This window comes from Synechococcus sp. R5-12 (genome assembly GCF_047502655.1).
Taxonomy (GTDB): domain Bacteria; phylum Cyanobacteriota; class Cyanobacteriia; order Thermostichales; family Thermostichaceae; genus Thermostichus.
Map to the genome: position 1 here is coordinate 1 of NZ_JANSIM010000045.1, position 17,617 is coordinate 17,617.

The 17,617-nt window shown below is 60.0% G+C and carries 15 protein-coding genes; 6 read left to right on the plus strand and 9 right to left on the minus strand.

What is annotated here, in order from left to right:
* Window positions 1-50: 50 nt before the first annotated feature.
* From NW843_RS03270 to recJ, 4 genes are all read right to left on the minus strand, one after another.
* Complete coding sequence (locus NW843_RS03270; protein ID WP_414522099.1) at window positions 51-1,295, minus strand: hypothetical protein; 1,245 nt, start codon at window positions 1,293-1,295, stop codon at window positions 51-53.
* A 153-nt stretch (window positions 1,296-1,448) separates the two neighbouring features.
* Window positions 1,449-2,054, minus strand: coding sequence for an RdgB/HAM1 family non-canonical purine NTP pyrophosphatase (gene rdgB, locus NW843_RS03275; RefSeq protein ID WP_414522100.1), 606 nt, complete (start codon window positions 2,052-2,054; stop codon window positions 1,449-1,451).
* A 58-nt stretch (window positions 2,055-2,112) separates the two neighbouring features.
* On the minus strand, window positions 2,113-2,778 hold the full coding sequence (locus NW843_RS03280) for a metallophosphoesterase family protein (RefSeq protein ID WP_414522101.1): 666 nt from the start codon (window positions 2,776-2,778) through the stop codon (window positions 2,113-2,115).
* Entirely contained in the window at window positions 2,768-5,416 is a 2,649-nt protein-coding gene (gene recJ, locus NW843_RS03285; RefSeq protein WP_414522102.1) for a single-stranded-DNA-specific exonuclease RecJ, read from the minus strand. Before recJ ends, NW843_RS03280 begins: the two co-directional genes overlap by 11 nt.
* A gap of 112 nt (window positions 5,417-5,528) precedes the next feature.
* Between recJ and NW843_RS03290 the strand changes: the two genes are divergently transcribed.
* Together NW843_RS03290 and NW843_RS03295 are read left to right on the plus strand one after the other, a co-directional pair.
* The gene (locus NW843_RS03290; protein ID WP_414331038.1) at window positions 5,529-5,957 is read left to right on the plus strand and encodes a hypothetical protein; all 429 of its coding nucleotides are present in this window, start codon (window positions 5,529-5,531) and stop codon (window positions 5,955-5,957) included.
* 109 nt (window positions 5,958-6,066) lie between these two features.
* Entirely contained in the window at window positions 6,067-7,485 is a 1,419-nt protein-coding gene (locus tag NW843_RS03295; RefSeq protein ID WP_414418345.1) for an SPOR domain-containing protein, read from the plus strand.
* Between the two features lie 313 nt (window positions 7,486-7,798).
* On the opposite strand, the gene NW843_RS03300 is transcribed toward NW843_RS03295, so the two are convergent.
* The 3 genes from NW843_RS03300 to NW843_RS03310 all read right to left on the minus strand — a co-directional run bounded on the left by NW843_RS03300 (window position 7,799) and on the right by NW843_RS03310 (window position 10,860).
* Window positions 7,799-8,593 (minus strand): DsbA family protein, encoded by a 795-nt coding sequence (locus tag NW843_RS03300; protein ID WP_414522103.1) that lies wholly within the window; start codon window positions 8,591-8,593, stop codon window positions 7,799-7,801.
* Window positions 8,594-8,696: 103 nt separating this feature from the next.
* Complete coding sequence (locus tag NW843_RS03305) at window positions 8,697-9,239, minus strand: RNA recognition motif domain-containing protein (protein WP_414522104.1); 543 nt, start codon at window positions 9,237-9,239, stop codon at window positions 8,697-8,699.
* A gap of 253 nt (window positions 9,240-9,492) precedes the next feature.
* Complete coding sequence (locus NW843_RS03310; RefSeq protein WP_414522105.1) at window positions 9,493-10,860, minus strand: glutamate-5-semialdehyde dehydrogenase; 1,368 nt, start codon at window positions 10,858-10,860, stop codon at window positions 9,493-9,495.
* A 307-nt stretch (window positions 10,861-11,167) separates the two neighbouring features.
* Between NW843_RS03310 and ctpC the strand changes: the two genes are divergently transcribed.
* The gene (gene ctpC / locus NW843_RS03315) at window positions 11,168-12,463 is read left to right on the plus strand and encodes a carboxyl-terminal processing protease CtpC (RefSeq protein ID WP_414522106.1); all 1,296 of its coding nucleotides are present in this window, start codon (window positions 11,168-11,170) and stop codon (window positions 12,461-12,463) included.
* Window positions 12,464-12,667: 204 nt separating this feature from the next.
* A complete protein-coding gene (argF, locus tag NW843_RS03320) occupies window positions 12,668-13,585 on the plus strand; it encodes an ornithine carbamoyltransferase (protein WP_414522107.1) in 918 nt (305 codons plus the stop codon).
* A gap of 270 nt (window positions 13,586-13,855) precedes the next feature.
* Here the strand turns inward: argF and NW843_RS03325 are convergent, their stop codons facing one another.
* Together NW843_RS03325 and NW843_RS03330 are read right to left on the minus strand one after the other, a co-directional pair.
* The gene (locus NW843_RS03325; RefSeq protein WP_414522108.1) at window positions 13,856-14,281 is read right to left on the minus strand and encodes an ExbD/TolR family protein; all 426 of its coding nucleotides are present in this window, start codon (window positions 14,279-14,281) and stop codon (window positions 13,856-13,858) included.
* A gap of 3 nt (window positions 14,282-14,284) precedes the next feature.
* Window positions 14,285-14,977, minus strand: coding sequence for a MotA/TolQ/ExbB proton channel family protein (locus NW843_RS03330; protein ID WP_414522109.1), 693 nt, complete (start codon window positions 14,975-14,977; stop codon window positions 14,285-14,287).
* A 222-nt stretch (window positions 14,978-15,199) separates the two neighbouring features.
* Between NW843_RS03330 and NW843_RS03335 the strand changes: the two genes are divergently transcribed.
* Window positions 15,200-17,053, plus strand: a complete 1,854-nt coding sequence (locus NW843_RS03335; RefSeq protein WP_414406575.1) for a S8 family serine peptidase — start codon at window positions 15,200-15,202, stop codon at window positions 17,051-17,053.
* Window positions 17,053-17,274 (plus strand): hypothetical protein, encoded by a 222-nt coding sequence (locus tag NW843_RS03340; protein ID WP_414342539.1) that lies wholly within the window; start codon window positions 17,053-17,055, stop codon window positions 17,272-17,274. The genes NW843_RS03335 and NW843_RS03340 overlap by 1 nt, the downstream gene beginning before the upstream one ends.
* Window positions 17,275-17,617: the final 343 nt, after the last annotated feature.

Here is a 17,617-nt window from a genome sequence, read left to right on the forward strand (position 1 = left end):
TTCAGCAAAGTTCAGGGTTTTGGGGGTTAGAGGCATGCTCTGCAGGAGGGTTAGCGCAGGTTGAGTTGGGGCTGCAAATTAAAGGAGTGCCCCGGCACCACCACGTAGACGTCGGGGATGTTGGTGGGCTCCAGGCTTTGCAGGGCTAACCCTTCGATGTTGGAGCGCAGGGCGTTGTTGATGGTGGCTTCCAGTTGGGACAAAACCTGCGCCTCGTTGCCCTGAGCAGCCAAGCCAGGAAACTGGCTGTACACGGCGCGCGCCAAGCTGCTGGCCAAGGGGAGCTGGATCAGGGTGAGGTTGGATCCCCCCAGCTGGGGGCCCAAGGTGTTGGCCCGGCCGCGGATGCCCAAAGCTTGGAGGGCATTGGCCGTTTGGCTGACGGGGATGGTGCAAGTATCCATCTTGTAAACGGGCACTGAGGCCATGGTCAGAGCAGAAACGCTGGTCAGTTGCACCACAGTAAAGGAGGCAGTGCCGTTGTAGGCAAAGCAAAAATCGCGAAAGGCTGCGGGCACATTGGCAGCGCGGATGGGGCGCTCATCGTCAAAGCCGCCCGACTCGGCGAAGATGTTGCGGATAGCGAATCCCCCGAAGAAGGCCAGCAGGGCCACCACCAGCAGGATCGTCAGATCGGAGGAGGAGACCCCCCCGCTGGAGCTGCCGCCTCGCCCACCACCGCCATATCCCCCACCGCCAACATAGCTGGAGGTGTAGCCATAAGGAGCGGAACGGCTGTAGTCGCTGCGGTAGCCGGATTCCCCAAGGACTCCGTCCCGCTTACGCGAGCGGCCAGCAAAGGACTCCGTCCCGCTACCGCGAAAGGCAGAGGAACGAGCGGATCCGTCGTAACCTCGGCTGCCGGAGACAGAACGGCGGGGAACTAGCGCTTGCCCAGGGCGCTCACCGGCTCCTCCTGCAGCGGCTTTCTGCCCCCCCTTTTCGCTGTCAACACGAGACCCCTCGTCTCGGCCAGTCTGGGGGGAGCGGTTGGAAGGGCGAGAAGTGGCCCCTTGCGCGGACTCCCTGTAGCTATCCCGCCCATTCTCCAAGGACTCCGTCCCGCTACCGCGAACGTCCAGCCAATCTTCTGCGCCTGCAAAGGTTGAGCCCTCTTCCGGCAAAGGGGGTGGAGAACGACGACCTTGGCGCTCCCTTCCTTCACCAGAGTTTGCAACCGAGGAGATCGCGGCTTCCTCACCGGCAGAATCTGGAGCATAGCGGCTGGGATCCCGGCCAGCAGTCCGTTCCGCCGCTGCGATGGGATCCCGATCCTCAAACTCAGAAAAGCTCATGGTTTTTCAAGCGCTCCCCTCAGCTTCCAAGGCAAGACCTTTTTTCCATTCTTTCCATTCATTTCTTCTTTTCTTTCCATTCATTCCACTTCCCCAAAGGGAAGCAACGAGTGTATCCTAGCAGCTCCCAAGCCAGGACATCCGGTGACCTTCCTAGGATCCAAGCCAGCCCATACGCTTCTCCAGGAGAGGCAGCTGCGCTTTCAAGGCGCGCAAGGCTCGCCCTCGGTGGCCGATGGCCTCTTTTTGAGCTGGGCTCATCTCGGCAAAGGTTAGTCCCACTTCGGGCACCCAAAACAGCGGGTCATAGCCAAACCCTCCCTCTCCCCGCGGCTGGGTCAAGATCTCCCCCGGACATACCCCTTCCACCAGGGCATGCACTACACCTTGGGGATCTACCAGGGCGATGGCGCAGTGAAAGGTGGCTCGGCGATTTGGGATCCCTTCCATTTCCCTGAGCAACCGCTCGATGCGGGCAGCGTCGCTGGGGGCGTAGCGAGCCGAGTGGATCCCAGGGACGCCGCCAAGGGCTTCTACCGCTAGGCCGGAATCGTCGGCAATGGCCCACTCCCCCAGAGACTTGGCCACGGCTCTGGCTTTGAGAAGGGCATTTTCGGCAAAGGTGGTGCCGGTTTCTTCCACCTCAATTTCTGAGGGCATGCGGCGCAGCTCCCAAGCAGGGGCATGGGCCTGGAAAAAGGCATTGAACTCGCGCCATTTGCCGGGGCTACTGCTGGCCAAGATCAAAGGACGGGTCATGGAAGGTTCCTACGAGTGGAAATCTGAGGAGGCGGAAGGCTGTCCAAGGGCTTCCTGCCTAATGGATCTCGAGAACCATGTTGTGCAGGGCTGTGTTAATCACCAGGGTGGATCCCCATCGCTCTACCTTGCCCCCATCCCAGTGCATGTGTCCGCAGATGTAGTAGCGGGGCTGCACCTGTTCCAAAAGGGGGCGCAAGGTGGGTGTGCGACGGTGATACCACTTCCCGCCTTCATCCAAAAAGCCTCGCGGCGGAGCATGGGTCAGCAGCAGGTCAATGGGCCGGGGGGGCTGACTGTAGAGGGTGAGCAGCTCCTGCAAATGGGCGGAGGTGAGAGACCAGCTCCAGCCACAGGGGGGAGTCCAGGGCACAGCCAAAACCTGTAACCCCAGCCACTCAAAGTAGCAGGACTGGGTGATGGCCCGCCCCCAACAGCCAACCAGCGAATTCAAAACCGAAGCTGCTGGATCGTGGTTGCCAGGTAAAAAGAGCCAGGGTTTGCCCAGGCTCTCCACCGCCGCCAAGAAAGATCGCAGATGAACCACCTCTGCTTGGGCTGCCGGATGAAAGCCCTGGGTGGCCTTGCGGGAAGGTTTGCCGGCCTTGGAACAGAAATCCCCGCAGTTGATGTAAGCATCCACCTCCGGCAGATGGGCAAGGGCCTGCCGGATCAGCCGAGCGCTGCCGTGGTAGTCAGAGCCGAGCAGCAGTTTAATCCCCATGGGCCTTTGCAGCAGAAGAATCCAGGTGGGATCGCTGAAGCAGGGCGGCAACCTGCTGCCAGGAGCTGCTGTACCAAGCTTGCTGGGCTTCCAGTTCTTCGCCGAGGGATCCCGTGGGGCCAAAATCTGGGCAGGCGTACCCCAGGGAGCGTAATCCTGCCACCAACACTGCCGGAGACAGCCACCACTGCTGGGCCAAGCGCAGCAGATCCACCTGGCTGTGGGTTTGCAGGTATTGGCGGAGCTGGCGTTGCAAGCTGGCAGCGGAGGGCAGGGGCACCGCTTGCTGATGGACGGCAATCAACAGCTCGCTGCTGGGGGTGCAACAGAGCAGCCACTTGAGGTGATCCAGAGAAGGGGGCCAGCTCCACAACCAGAGTTGATCATAGCGGTGGCCGGCTTGGGGACGGTCGTAGTGGAGAGTCAGGTACCGCCGAGAAGACAAGACCAGCGAGGGGCGGCGGAAGCCGTAGAACAGGATGGTTCCCTGCGCCTGAGGCAAGAGGACAGAAAACCGGTCCACAGCTTGCCAACGCAAAGGCTGGGTGGGCTGGGGGGTGGGGCGCCAGATCAACAGAGGTGAGGGCTCTGTCCCCCTCTGGGAGCCAGTCGAGGGCTTGGAGTTGGGCATGGGAGGAGTGGCATCCAGAGAGGCGGGGGAGATGGGAGACTTGCTCCCATCAGGGGTGCGGGGCGCTGTTTTCTCGAGAGGGGGTTTGCCGGCAGTGGCAGCCTCTTGGGCAGGTCGAATCCCGACAATTTCCAGCTCCAGTTGGGTTTCTCCCTGCCATGTTTTGGCCTTGAGCGTGTAGGCTACATCAACTCGCTCTGGCAGCGGATAGATTTCCGCTCCCCGCCAACAGATGGCCCAAAGAGGGCGCTGGGGCTTCGCGTTTGTGATCCCCACTGCTGACCCGTTCGCCAAAGTGTTGCCCAAAGCGTTGCCCAGCGATAACCCATCAGTGTCGTAACTGGAGGTTTTGACAGCTGAGTCGCTCCTGCCCGGACAAGAGGACTCCGTCCGAGTAGCACGTAACCCATAGGAGCGTTGCGTAGGGAGAGCAGGATCCCGGAGCAGCAGCTTCAGGTGGCCGGGAACTGGGCCAAATCGCTGCTGTTGCAGAACCTGCAGGTTGCGGCTGCAGAAGACCGGCTCAGGATTGCCGATGCCACAGGGCTGCAGATGCTGGAGCTCTCGATAGAGGTCAAGGGTGAGATCTGACAGCGACACTTCGGCATCGATTTGCACCAGCGGCTGGATCTGCTCCGGCTGCAACTGCTGTTGGGCAAACTGCCGCAATCGTTCTTCAAAAAAAGGCCAGTCTTCTGCTCTCAGGCTAAATCCCCCAGCAGCGGGGTGGCCGCCGTGCTTGGTGAACAGATCCTTGCAAAACTCCAACGCTTGAAACACGTCAAACTCGGGGATCCCCTGCCGCGCCGAGCCACTGATCTCCCCTTGCCGCGACTGGCTGCCGATGAACACCGGACAGCCGAAACGCTCCGCCAAGCGCGAGGCCACAATGCCGATCACCCCTTTATGCCATTTCTGCTGAGGGGATCCCAAAATTGTTAACACCCGCTCCTGTTGCAGATCTCGGCCTTGCTGGGCAATTTGCTCGAGGGCTTCTGCCTCGATGCGCCCGCACATCTGCTGCCGCACCTGGTTGAGCCGTTCGCAGCGGCGGGCCAGTTTCTCTGCTTGCAGGGGATCGTCGGTGGTCAGCAACTGGATCCCCATTCTCGCCCGGCCAATTCGCCCAACGGCGTTGATGCGGGGCCCCAGGCCAAACCCAATCCACTCAGGCCGCAGCCCCTCCAGGGATCCCTGCATGCCCATCACCTGCAGAAGGGCGCGGATCCCTGCCACCTGGGAGGTGGGCAAGAGGTGCAGCCCCTGCTGCACCCAAAGGCGGTTAACCCCCGTCAGCGGCGCCAGATCGGCAATGGTGCCCACGGTAAACAGTTCCAGGGCCACCCGCTGCAGATGGCCATCACCACGGCGCTCGGCCAGCGCCTGGGCCAGGAGGTAGGCAACCCCCACGCCGGCCATCCCCCGATAGGGGGAAGAGAGCGGGAGCTGCTTGGGATTGAGGATGGCATCGGCAGGGGGCAACTGGGGCGGCAAGTCGTGGTGATCCGTCACGATTACCGTCAAGCCCAGAGCTTTGGCCAGTTGGATGGGCTCGTGGGCGGAGATGCCGTTGTCCACCGTGAGAATGAGGCGCACTCCCTCGCGGTGCAGCTCTTGTACCATGCGGCTGTTGAGGCCATAGCCCTCCGTCATGCGGCTGGGGATGCGGTAATGCACTGGAGCGTCCTGCAAAGCCCGCAGCAGCAGGGCCGTGCTGGTCATGCCGTCGGCATCGTAGTCGCCGCAAATGGCGATGGGCTCTTGTCGGCGAATCGCCCCGTCCAGCAAGTCCACCGCCAGGGGCAAATCGGCAAAATCCTGACTGGGTGGAGGCAGGTGGGCGGGATCCGGCTGCAGGTACTGCTGCACGGCAGCAGGGCTGGAGAGCCCGCGATTGAGTAAGATCTGAGCCAATATGGGCGAGATCCCCACTGCCTCGGCCAAGCTCTGGGCAGCCAACTTGTCCACAGGATGAAACAGCCAGCGTTGAGCAGGGATCCCGGCCATAGGGAAGGGTGGGGCTTGGATGGGGATAGAGGGTAGGCAGTGCTACAGTTGGCCTATAGGGTATCCTTTTGACGTTAGCTCAAAACGCTCCTCTGAATCTTTCCTGCCGCCGATGTATTCTCTGCTGCTTACCTATGGTCTTAACCCGCTGACAGGCTTAAAGCTGCTGGTCAAGTCCTCTGAGCAGACCTCTCTGTGGACACTGGCCCAGCAGCTTTGGGGCCGCCCCGGATCTCGGCGACGCAGGCCGCGCCTACAAATCTCGTTAGGCCGCTTGGTGCCAGAGCAAACCGAGCACTTGTCCAAGTTGGAAGTGCTGCTGCGTCTGCGGTTTTTCATTGCCCTCGAAGCGGAAACTCCAGAGAGTGCTGCCCACCACTGTCGCGAACGGTTCTTGCTTCCTTCCGGCCAGGGATCTGCCATTCAGCTTGCCCGCTACACAGAGGGCTCGCAGCAGTACAAGACGGAGATCATCCGCTTTGCCCTGGGGGGATCCCGCACCCTTGTGGCGAGGACTCCATCCCGCCGCCGTCGCCTCTGAAACAAACTCCCCGACAAGCCATAGCGATAGAGTCTTGCCAGCCTATCTATACTGGAGATGCACTAGATCTGTGTTTCTCCCGTGAACCCAACTGGGCTGCATCTTTGCGGTGGCAGTGCGGAGCATTCTATCGGTGGTGGGCGGCATCTGCAAGCCCATCCCTGGCACAGCCTTGCCCAAACTTCGGCTTACGCTAGCTTTGAGTTGTCCTTCCCGCAAGGGGGTGAACTGCGAGCTCTGGCACTGTGGGGGATCCCCGCAGGCCCAGGCAAAGACTCCATCCCGGATGCAGAGGTTTGAGTTGCCGCCAATCCCGCCAGAGGAGATGGATCCCATGTGCAACGCCCGTAAGGACTACGGCTGGCCAAAGTGCTCCGCACTCCTGTTGCCAGCGCAACCGGCCCTCTTTGCCGGATCCCTGGCGGCCTTTGCCCTTGTGCTCCACGCCGTTAATGGGAATGTCCTGCCGGCTGCTTTGGCCCTGACCCGTTACCAAGTGCATGTACTGGCGGATGGGGCGGCGGAGTTGGCTCAGGTGCGCACCCAGGTGCCGGATGCCTATTTTGTGCAAGGGGATGGGCAGGTTTTCATTTTGGCGGGGACATTCATCAACCGTAGCCATGCTCAACGCCGTCAGGCCGACTTGGAACGGCTGGGGTTATCGGTGCGGGTGGTGAGCCGCCAAGAGACGGATCCCCCTCTGCCCCCTGCTTTTCCTGCCCAAGCAGCACCCAGCCGCCCTGCTGCCAGCTCAAAAGCCTCTGTGCCGCCGACGCCAACCGCTCCGCCCTTGGATCCCCAGCGTCCCTTTGCCACCCACGTGCCCAATCCCACCGGTGATCCCCGTTTGGAAGAACGGGTGCGCCGCTTCTTTCCAGGAGCCACTGTGGTGCAGTACCGCGGCCAGGTTGCTTTGCAAACGGGAACCTTCTCCCGCCTGTCGTTGGCCCAGGATCAAGCCCGCTGGCTAACCGCTCAGGGGTTGCCGGCAGTGGCAGTGTCGCTGGTAGGAGAAAATGCTGGCCAGGATCCCATCTCCAATCCCGCCCAAGGGGAACGCTATTGGGTGTTGGTGGCGGATCCCACCGGGGAGAAATGGCCTGCGCTAAAACAACTCCTAGAGGGATCCCTGCCCTTGATCTACGATGACCTGCGGGTGGTGCGCACAGGTGGGTTTGCCGACCCTGCTGCTGCCGCCGAGCAGGTGCGTTACTTGGCCGGCCAAGGCTACGAAGCGGGGATCTTCCCCGCCGATCTGCGCCGCTCTCAGCCTCTTTTGCAAGCGGATCCCGTCTCCTCCTCGCCTGCCCAGGCTGTTCCTCCTGGGGAAGAAGGTGGCAGCGGATTTTGGGTGGTGGTGCCGGCTGGGGAAGAGGCCCTACCCAAGCTGCAACAGTTTGCCCCTGATGCCTTCCTGCGGGGCTCAGTGATTCAGGTGGGCACCTACCGGCAACGGGCCAACGCCGAACAGGCGCGGCGCTCTCTGGCCGAAGCAGGGTTCGATGCCCGCATCCTGCCCGTGGAGTAGCCGAGAGCCACTTCCGCCATAAACGCTCTCCTCCTTCCCTGCCGTTGGGGATCCCCATTCGGCCCAAATGGCGACTTGGGTGAGTTTCTGCTTTTGACATACTCCCCACCCTACTGGCTTGTCAAAGCCTACAGCCCGCTTGGGCGAATAGAGCGGTTGACTACCCTGCCACTGCCCTGAGCCTACCGTAAAGCCCTCCTCAAGGACGGAGCGTTTGGGCAACTGGGCGAGGCTGGTAAGAAGGATAGGCCAGCCGTTGCACCACCTGTTTGCAATACACCACCTGTTTCAATAGCAGTGCGGAGCATTTTTCCTAGAGGGCTTGCTTAGCCTGCTGCAGCGTCTGCTCAAACACCTCCAGCGGCTGCGCACCGGAGAAGGCAATGCCGTTCAAGATGAAATGGGGAGTGCCACCGATGCCCAGTTGAGAGGCCAAGTCAATATCTCGCTGAATGGCGCGTTCTGCCGCCCGACTGCGCCGATCCCGATTGAATTTTTCTATATTCAGGCCCAGCTTCTCAGCAGTGGCCACATAAAACCCATCCCCAAGCTGAGATTGGTTGGCAAACAGCTCGTCGTGAAACTCCCAGAACTTACCTTGACGTTGGGCGGCCCAAGCAGCCCGGGCAGCCGACATCGCTTCTGGGTGGATGCTGGTCAGGGGCAGGTGCTTGTACACCAAGGTCACCTCATCCCCGTGGTCGGCCATGAACTGCTTGAGGGTGCTGTGGGCGCGGGCGCAGAAGGGGCATTGAAAGTCAGAGAACTCCACCAACACTAACCGCAGAGCGTCGGATCCCAGTCGAGGGGAATCTCCGATGACGGCGCGTGGGTTCTCCCGCAGTTGACGGCCAAATTCTTCCGCCAGCCGCTGCTGTTGTTGCTGCTGCTCCTGGTACTGTCGCTGCTGGTATTCCTGTACGGCCTCCAGAATCACCTGGGGGTTCTTTCGAATGATCTGCAGCACCTGCTCTTCCAAATCTGCCGGGGCAGCCGCCGCCGCTGGTAGGAAAACCGGAGCTCCACTTCCCACTCCCAGCAGAACCATCAGCCCGAACAAAAGTCCAGCCCGGGCCAAGCTCCGCCCCCAAGCGCGAAAAATCCTCACCAGCCTATGCATCCCAACCCCCCTCTCAAACATGCCTAGAGCCGTCGCAACTCACCCAGCCTACCGTCAGATCCCAACAGTGTCTATCACTCGTTCGGGGGGGTTAGGAATTGGTGACCTGCAGAAGCTGCTCCTTGATCCGCTGCAACTGGCTGGCCCAGCGGGGATCCGGCTCAGAGGCTGCCTCACTTTCGGCGACGACGGTGGAGCGCCCACCCTTATTGCCGCGCTGGCGTTGCTTTTTGCTGGGGGCAGGGTTCTCTGCCGACTCTTTAGAGCCCTTGGCCTCAGAATCTCTGGACGCTCTGGAATCTTTGGAACCTCTGGACTCTTTGGATGAAGGCTCAGAGGATGAAGGCTCAGAGGTCGCTGTTTTGGATTCGCCTTCTTCCCCTCGGTCGCGCGGCTGGGCGAGCTCAATGCGCAAGTTGACATCCCCAAAGCTGTGGCCGTTGAACTTTTCGATGTACTGCTGCGCCTGCTCTTCGGTGTTCACCGTTACAAAGCCGAAGCCGCGGCATTTGCCTGTCTTCCGATCCCGGATCACCTTGGTGGAAATGACCTCACCGGCAGAGCGAAAGAGCTTCTCCAGTGCCTGACGATCCACCTCTTCCGGCAGATTTCCAACATACAGACGCACAGGCATGATCCAGCGAAGCTCCTAATCGAAATAACAAAAGGCCAAAATGCAAAGCGCTACATCTAGGGCGCTCAAGCCCATAACATCAAACCCGGAACCCGGTAGTCCATTGTCACACCATGGCGCGCCGCAAAGCGCAACCCTTGGCAATCACGAAGCTATTTTTTAATTTACCTCAACCTGGAGCCGCGAAGACGAGGAGAACGGTTTTTGTGAACGACTGCTTTGTACAGCCGGTTTGTACAGCCGGCTTTTGCAGCTAAGCTAAGCCGGTGTTGTTCAGGCGATCCCGATGTTGAAAAGGTCGGGCCTGGGGGCCCGTGTAGTCGGCTACAAGATGTCCTTGCCCTCGCAGTTGGTAGCGGTAGGTCACCAAGCCTTCTAAGCCCACCGGCCCGCGCGGCGGCAGTTTTTGGGTGCTGATGCCCACCTCCGCCCCGAAGCCATAGCGAAACCCGTCGGCAAAGCGGGTGGAAGCATTGTGAAAGACCCCTGCCGCATCCACTTCATCCAGAAATCGCCGGGCAGCAGCGGCATCCTCGGTTACAATCGCTTCGGTATGGCGGGATCCGTACTGCTGGATGTGGGCAATGGCCTCGTCAAGGGAGTCAACCATCTTGATCGCGAGGATCAAGTCGGCATACTCGGTGCTCCAGTCGGCTTCGCTGGCCGGCATCAGATCCGGCACCAGCTCGCGGCAGAGGGGATCCCCCCGCAATTCCACCCCCTTTTCCCGCAGGGCCTTGACCGCCAGAGGCAAAAAGTGGGGGGCTATGGCCTCGTGAACCAGCAGAGTCTCGATGGCATTGCAGGCAGCGGGGTACTGGGTTTTGCTGTCCACCGTCAGCTTGATCGCCATGTCCACATCCGCTGCCCGATCCACGTACAGGTGACACAGGCCATCGGCATGGCCCAATACCGGGATGCGGGTATTCTCCAGGATGTAGCGGACAAAGCTGCTGGAGCCGCGGGGGATGATCAGGTCTACCAGCCCCTCCAGTTGCAGTAGGGCCTTGACCTCGGCGCGGCTGGTGAGCAACTGCAGGGATCCCTGGGGAAACTCTGGGATCTGCTGCAGGCCCGCCTGGATGGCCGCCATCAAGGCTTGACAGGAGAGCAAAGCTTCGGATCCCCCCTTGAGCAAGACGCTATTGCCGGTTTTCACCGCCAGGGCAGCAATTTGCACCAGAGCATCGGGCCGCGACTCGAAGATCACCCCCAGCACCCCCAAAGGGTAGGTGCGCCGTTCCAAAATTAGCCCCTCGTCCAGTTCCCGGATCAGCAAAGCTCGGCCCACCGGATCCCCCAGCCGGATCACCTGCCGCACTCCGGCCACCATATCTGCCAGTTTGTGGGCATCCAGCTTCAGGCGGGCATAGGCAGATGCCGACAACTCCCCGGCTTTCACCATCTCCGCCGCCCGCTCCAAATCCGCCCGGTTGGCGGCCAAGATAGACTCTTGGTGCTCCAACAAGGCAGTGGCCATGGCCTCTAGAGCGGCATTCTTAATGGCAGTGGGCAAGGTGGCCGTGTGTTGGGCAGCAGCGCGAGCCAACTGCACTTGGGACAGCAGCGGGCGGTCTGAAGCAGAGGCAAGCGAGCTGGGGCAATCGGTGGCGAGGGACATAGAGTCAAACAGGGGCAAAGGTGCCCATTGATATGAAGAAGAGCTGTGAGGATAAGTTGTGTTGAACTGTGATCCCAGGAGCACCCCCAGAAGGGATCCCTATGCTAGGTTGGGCACAGTCGCTTGGGGGTATCTGTAGCCTACCAAAGTCTGGATCCCACTTGCTGCAGCAGGGGAGCCTTTCCTTGCTCTCGATGCTTCTAAGCTGAAGTTTGGATAGGGGAGGACCCTTGCTCGAAACCCAGTTCCCTGACGATTAGAGATCCACCTCGTCAACCTTGACTTTTAGCGCCTTCCAGGAGAGCCAATGAGAAAGCGTGGGTTTGTGGTTAGTGCAACGGCTGCGGTGATGACAGCGGTGTCGCTGGTCGGCGTGCAGCTATCTATGCCGGGTTGGGCGGGGTTTCGCCGGGATCCCAAAGAGGTGGTGGACGAGGTTTGGCAAATTGTCAATCGGGAATATGTGGATCCGTCTTTTAATTCCCTGGATTGGGAAGCGGTGCGGCGGGATCTGCTCAGCCGAGAGTATGCCACCCGAGAAGATGCCTACGCGGCCATCCGGGAAGCCCTGAAGAAACTGAACGATCCCTACACCCGCTTTCTGGATCCGGATCAGTTTGCCAGCATGCAAATCGATACATCCGGTGAGCTGACCGGGGTGGGGATCACGCTGGGCATGGATCAGGAGACAAACGAGCTGGTGGTGATCTCCCCCATTGAAGGGTCTCCTGCCGACCGGGCTGGGATCAAATCCAAAGACGTGATCGTGCGCATCGACGACAAGTCCACCGAAGGCATGGACACCAACGCTGCAGTCAACCTCATTCGAGGCGAGCCGGGTACGCGGGTGCGGCTGACCATTCGCCGCGATGGGGAAGGGCTAAAGGTGTTCGATTTGGTGCGGGAAAGAATTGAGCTGGCCACCGTGCGCTACGAGGTTCACGAGGAAAACGGCCTGCCCATTGGCTATATCCGGATTACCCAGTTTTCCGGCAACGCCGCCGAGAAGATGCGCCAAGCCATTCGCGAGCTGGAAAAACAAGGGGTAGCCGCCTACGTTCTGGATTTGCGCGCCAACCCAGGGGGCCTGCTCTACTCCAGCGCCGAGATTGCCCGCATGTGGATTAACCGGGGCAGCATTGTCTCGACGGTGAACCGCCAAGGGGAGCAGGATCGCCTGACGGCCAACAACACGGCCCTTACCGATAAACCTTTGGCCGTTTTGGTGGATGGTGGCTCGGCCAGCGCCAGCGAGATTCTGTCGGGGGCTCTGCAGGATAACCGTCGCGCCGTGATCGTCGGCACGCAAACTTTCGGCAAGGGCCTGGTGCAGTCGGTGCATCCCCTGTCCGATGGATCTGGGCTGGCGGTAACCATTGCCCGTTATCGCACTCCCAACGGTAACGACATCGACCACAAGGGCATTACCCCCGACATTTTGGTGGAATTGTCCGAGGAAGATCTGAAGCGGCTCAGCCAGAACCGAGAGCTGGTGGCCACCCCAGCCGACCCACAGTACGCTGCTGCCATCCAGGCTCTGCAGGCTCAGATCTCTGCCCGTCGGCAACAGGCCCAGGAGGTCATTCGTTCCTCTTCACGTTAGCCGGTGTTGGGGGCGGTTTTGATGGGTCTCAGATCTGGCACTCCTGAGACTGGGGTTAAGCCGAGGCCCAAGCTATTTAAGACTATTAAGACTCTTCTCATTCGAGTTATTCGAGGAGTGTTGACCAGCGCCGGGCTGGGGATGCTTTTATTGTTTCTGTAGGTGGCGCGTAGCACAATGGCGGGGTCGAAGATCGCGGGATCCATGAATTTGGTCGGACGGGATCTGCTCAAGCTCAGCGACCTAACCCCGGCGGAGCTGTCGGCCCTGCTAGCCCAGGCGGCTGAGTTAAAGCGGGATCCCTATCGGGTGGAGCTGCGGGGTCGGGTGTTGGGGCTGTTGTTTCAGAAAGCTTCTACCCGCACCCGCGCCAGTTTTACTGCAGCCATGGCCCAGTGCGGAGGCAGCACCCTGGATCTGGTGCCGACGGTGATGCAGGTGAGCCGCGGCGAGCCCCTGCAGGACACGGCCCGCGTCCTCTCCCGCTACCTGGATGTGATCGCCATTCGCACCTACGACCAGAAGGAGCTGGAAACCTTTGCCGAGTATGCCGATGTTCCGGTGATCAACGCCCTCACCGATCAGTTTCACCCCTGTCAGGTGTTGGCCGATCTGCTCACCATTCAGGAGAACTTTGGCCAACTGGCGGGCCTGACCCTGGCCTATTGCGGCGATGGCAATAACGTTGCCCACTCCCTGCTGTTGGGTTGTGCCATGAGCGGGATCCACATCCGCGTCGCCACCCCCCCCGGTTACGAGCCGGATGCGGCAGTGGTGGAGCAAGCCCGCACTCTGGCCCAGGGATCCCAGGTGTTGGTGCTGCAGGATCCCCAGGAAGCCGTCTCTGGAGCTCAGGTGGTCTATACCGACGTGTGGGCCAGCATGGGTCAAGAAGCTGAGGCCGAGGCCCGCAAGGCCACCTTTCTGCCCTACCAGGTCAATGCCGAGCTGCTGCAACGGGCGGATCCGCAAGCCATTGTGCTGCACTGCCTGCCGGCCCACCGGGAAGAGGAAATCACCACTGAAGTACTGGAGGGATCCCAGTCCCGCGTGTGGGATCAGGCGGAAAATCGCCTACATGTGCAAAAGGCACTCCTGATTCAGGTGCTGGGCGCAGGATGACCCCTCACCCCCAGGCTAGAGAGCGGGTTAGCAAATGAGCTTACCGGAAAACTGGGTCTATGGTCATTTCGATTTAAACCAGGACACTACACCCACACCCCAAACGTTGGTCGCGTCGGCGTTGCAGAGCAATAGCGTTGCGGAGCGATAATGCAGAGGGCTAGAAGGTTTTTCAAGGACTCCGTCCCGCTGGCGCGACCAGTAGCCTAGGCGTCTCACCCTAACCTGAAATGACTATATTTGACAAAACTGGCCCAAATCCTAAGCTGGCTACCGATTACTGCTGGGGCGGCGGGCGGCAATTGCCAGGCTGACATTGGGCACCCGCTGCAGAGTATCCATCACCTCCACCACCTTGCCGTGGGAGAGGGCCAAATCAGCGTTGATCACCACCAAGCGCCGCCCTTCAGCCGGCTTCTCGGCCAGGATGCGTTCCACTGCTGGGATCAGAGCAGAGATATCGGCAATCTTCTCCTGATTGACAGCAATCTGTCCTTCCGCCGTCAGGCTCACCGTTACATCCGGCTGCAGACGAACTTCGGCTGTGGTCGCGTCCGGCAGGTTCACATCCAGAGCCTCGGAGCGGGTGAGCACCAAGCTGGCGATCACGAAAAACACCAAGATCGAAAAAATGACATCGATCAAAGGCACGATGTTGATCTCGCCGGATCTAAAGTTTTCTTCCGGGATTCGCATAGGCTACGAGGGCTCAAGCGACGAGTAAGGGGGAAGGGTAGAGCTGCCGCTGGGGCTGGGCTTTGTGTAGGGGTACTGAGAAAGCTGCTGGGCCTGCATCTCTTGCCGCTGCCGATGCAGCAGCTCCAGCATGCCGCCGTACTCTTGGATCTTAGAGAGTTGCCGCAGGTACAAAGAGCGGAAGACGTTGGAAATCAACAGGGTGGGAATAGCCACAATCAGTCCAAAGGCCGTCGAGTACAAGGCTTCGGCGATCCCCCGACCTACCCCCTGGGTATCGGTGCCGCCGATATCCCCCAGTTGAATGGAGCTGAGGATCTGGATGATGCCGGTGACGGTGCCCAACAAGCCCAAGAAGGGGGCAACGGTGATTACGGTGTCGAAGACAGTGTTGAAGCGCTTCAGCAGAGGCACTTCTGCCGCCAGGGCCGTTTCCAGAGCCAGCTTAAAATCTTCCGGGCTGGCCTCGTTCAGCTCCAACCCGGCCAAAAAGATGCGGGCAATCGGCAAATCGGCATTTTGCTCCAGCAAATACTGGGCAGCGCGTGGGTTGCGGCGGTACTGGCTCAGGGCCTGCCGCACCACCTCCTCCTGCCGATGGGTGATCTTCCACCAAAACAGCACCCGCTCAATGCAACAGGCCACTGAGAAGACCGAGAACGTCAACAGGGGGATGGAGTAATACCAACCCTGGATCATGAGCTGCAAGACTCTATCCATCGATCCTGATTCCCCCCTCCAAGCGGCAATTTACGCTCATCTTGTCATAGCACTTTCTCGGCAGGGCTGGGATCCCTTCTTGCGCGGCGAAGGTTGCACCTTTTGGCAATTTTGCCCCCATGCCGGATCTCATCTCGTCAATTGTCAATCCAGAGGGCATACTGGTTGCAACAATTTTGGATCCCGAGGGCGTGAATTATGAAATTCAGACGCTGGTTGGGTCTTTGCTGCGCCGGCTTGATGGCCTTGCTGTTGACGGCTTGCGGCAAGGGATCCGCCCCCTACGACAGCATCGTGGTCAACTTTGTGAACACAGCCACCCCCAGTCAGATTGCCGCTATCGCTAAAGAGTATCACTTGACGCTCCGCCCCAGCAGCGACAGCGCTTTTGCCCGCCAAGAAGCGATCTACCTGTTTGACGTGGATGCCAACCACCTGGGATCCACGCGGCGGCTGGTTAAGCGGCTCACCGACGAAGCCTTGATCGAGTATGCTCACCCCAACTATCAATTCCAGGCGGCTTTCGTGCCCAACGACCGCCTCTATCCCCAGCAATGGAACCTCAGGGCCATCCGCATGCCGGAAGCCTGGGACATCTCCCAAGGGGAAGGGGTGACGGTAGCCGTGGTGGACACAGGAGTAACCCGAGTTCCCGACCTGGCCCAAACCCAATTTGTTAAGGGCTACGACTTTGTGGATGACGATGAGGATCCGGAAGACCTCAACGGCCACGGCACCCATGTGGCGGGAACCATCGCCCAATCCACCAACAATGTCTTGGGTGTAGCCGGCATTGCCTTCAAGGCCAAGATCATGCCGGTACGGGTGTTGGATGCCAATGGCTTTGGATCCCTGTCGGATGTGGTGGAAGGGATCCGCTATGCTGCCGACCACGGGGCTACGATCATCAACCTCAGCCTGGGTAGCCGCGCTTCTGCCCAACTGATGGAAGAGGCAGTGGCCTATGCCCATAGCAAAGGGGTGACGGTGATCGCAGCCGCCGGCAACGAAAACTCCAACCAGGTGAGCTACCCGGCCCGCTACCCGCATGTGATCGCCGTCTCGGCCACGGGGCCCAACGGGGAGAAAGCCCCCTACTCCAACTATGGGGTGGGGGTGGACATCTCTGCTCCCGGCGGAGCCAAAACGCCTGATCACCCCGAGTACGGCATCCTGCAGCAAACCATCAATCGTCGTAACCCCAACGAGCCGGTCTTTGCCTACTTCCAAGGCACCAGCATGGCCACTCCCCACGTAGCCGGTGTGGCAGCTCTGATCCAGGCTCAGGGCATCAAAGACCCGGACAAGGTGGAGGAAGTGCTGAAAATGTCGGCTACCCCGGTGCCCGGCGACAAACAGAACTTCTACGGGGCCGGTCGTTTGGATGCAGCCAAGGCGCTGGCCAGGGCCACAGGGCAACAGGAGGAAAACCCCTTGGTGCTCTGGTTGAAGGACTTCCTGCAGTACCTGAACAACAATGGCTACCTCAACCCACGCTTCTGGTTCGATGGTGGCCCGATTGCTCTGGTGCCGAAGCTGCTGATGGTGGTGGGCGGCTACATTATCCTGGTGCTGATCCGCTGGTGGCTGGCTCCCAAGCGGCTGCTGCAGACGGTGCCTTTGCTGGCTGGGATGCTTTTGGGCAGTGCCGGTCTTTTCCCCTTGCAGGGGTTGGCGATTGTCGGTGGCCCCCGTTGGCCCTTCCAATTGGCGGGTAGCTCCCTGCCGGAGTTGGGCACCGCCTTTGCCCAGACCAATGCCTTGAACCCCCTATTTGCCAGCGTGTTGATCCCAGGCCTGTTGATGTTGCTGCTCCTGGGCCATCGGCGCTGGCGCTGGGCGGTGATCGGCCTGTGCATCGGCATGGCCTCGCATCTGCTCTTGTCCGGATCCCTGTTTTATGAGGGGGTGCTATGGCTTGGATCCTCTGCTTGGTTGGGTCGCTCCTTCTTGCTCTTCAATGGCTTGCTCTGCCTGGGCCTGGCCTACTTGGGAGCGCAAGCGGCTACGGAATCTCAATCCACGGCAACTGGGCTGGCGCTGAGGCAGTGATGCAAGAGTACAGCGGTACCATCCAGTTCCTGGATATCGAAGGGGGAGTGTGGGTGCTGACGCTGCCTTCCGGCGAGCACTATGCCCTTTTCCGTGCCCCCAAAGAGCTCTTGCAAGAGGGACTAGAGGTCACCATCCAGGGACAGATCAGAGAAGACATGGTGACGGTGGCTCAGGTAGGGCCGGTTTTAGAAGTCAAGAGCTTCCAGCGGCAGCCCTAGCTTGGCTTGCGGCTCCGGCCATACCAATCGGGGATCCCCAAGCGGGGATCCCTGCTTTTCGATGTCAGAATGCTTTTACAGTCGCTTCAAACAAGATTGAGACACCTCGCTGCCGACCCTCACCCCTAGCTTCTCTTTAGTTAGGAGAGAAGGAAAGTTAGGAAGCAATGCAACGAAAATATTTCATTTCCGTTTAAAAAGAATCTCGTTTCCACGGCTGAGCATTCACGAAGCTCAAAAAACGTAGGTAGGCAGCTGTATCCCGTGACCGCTTAATACTTGCATAGTCATAAGTCTGTAGCGTAAACTACCCGGCTCCGACCGCTAAGCGGTACGGAGCGGG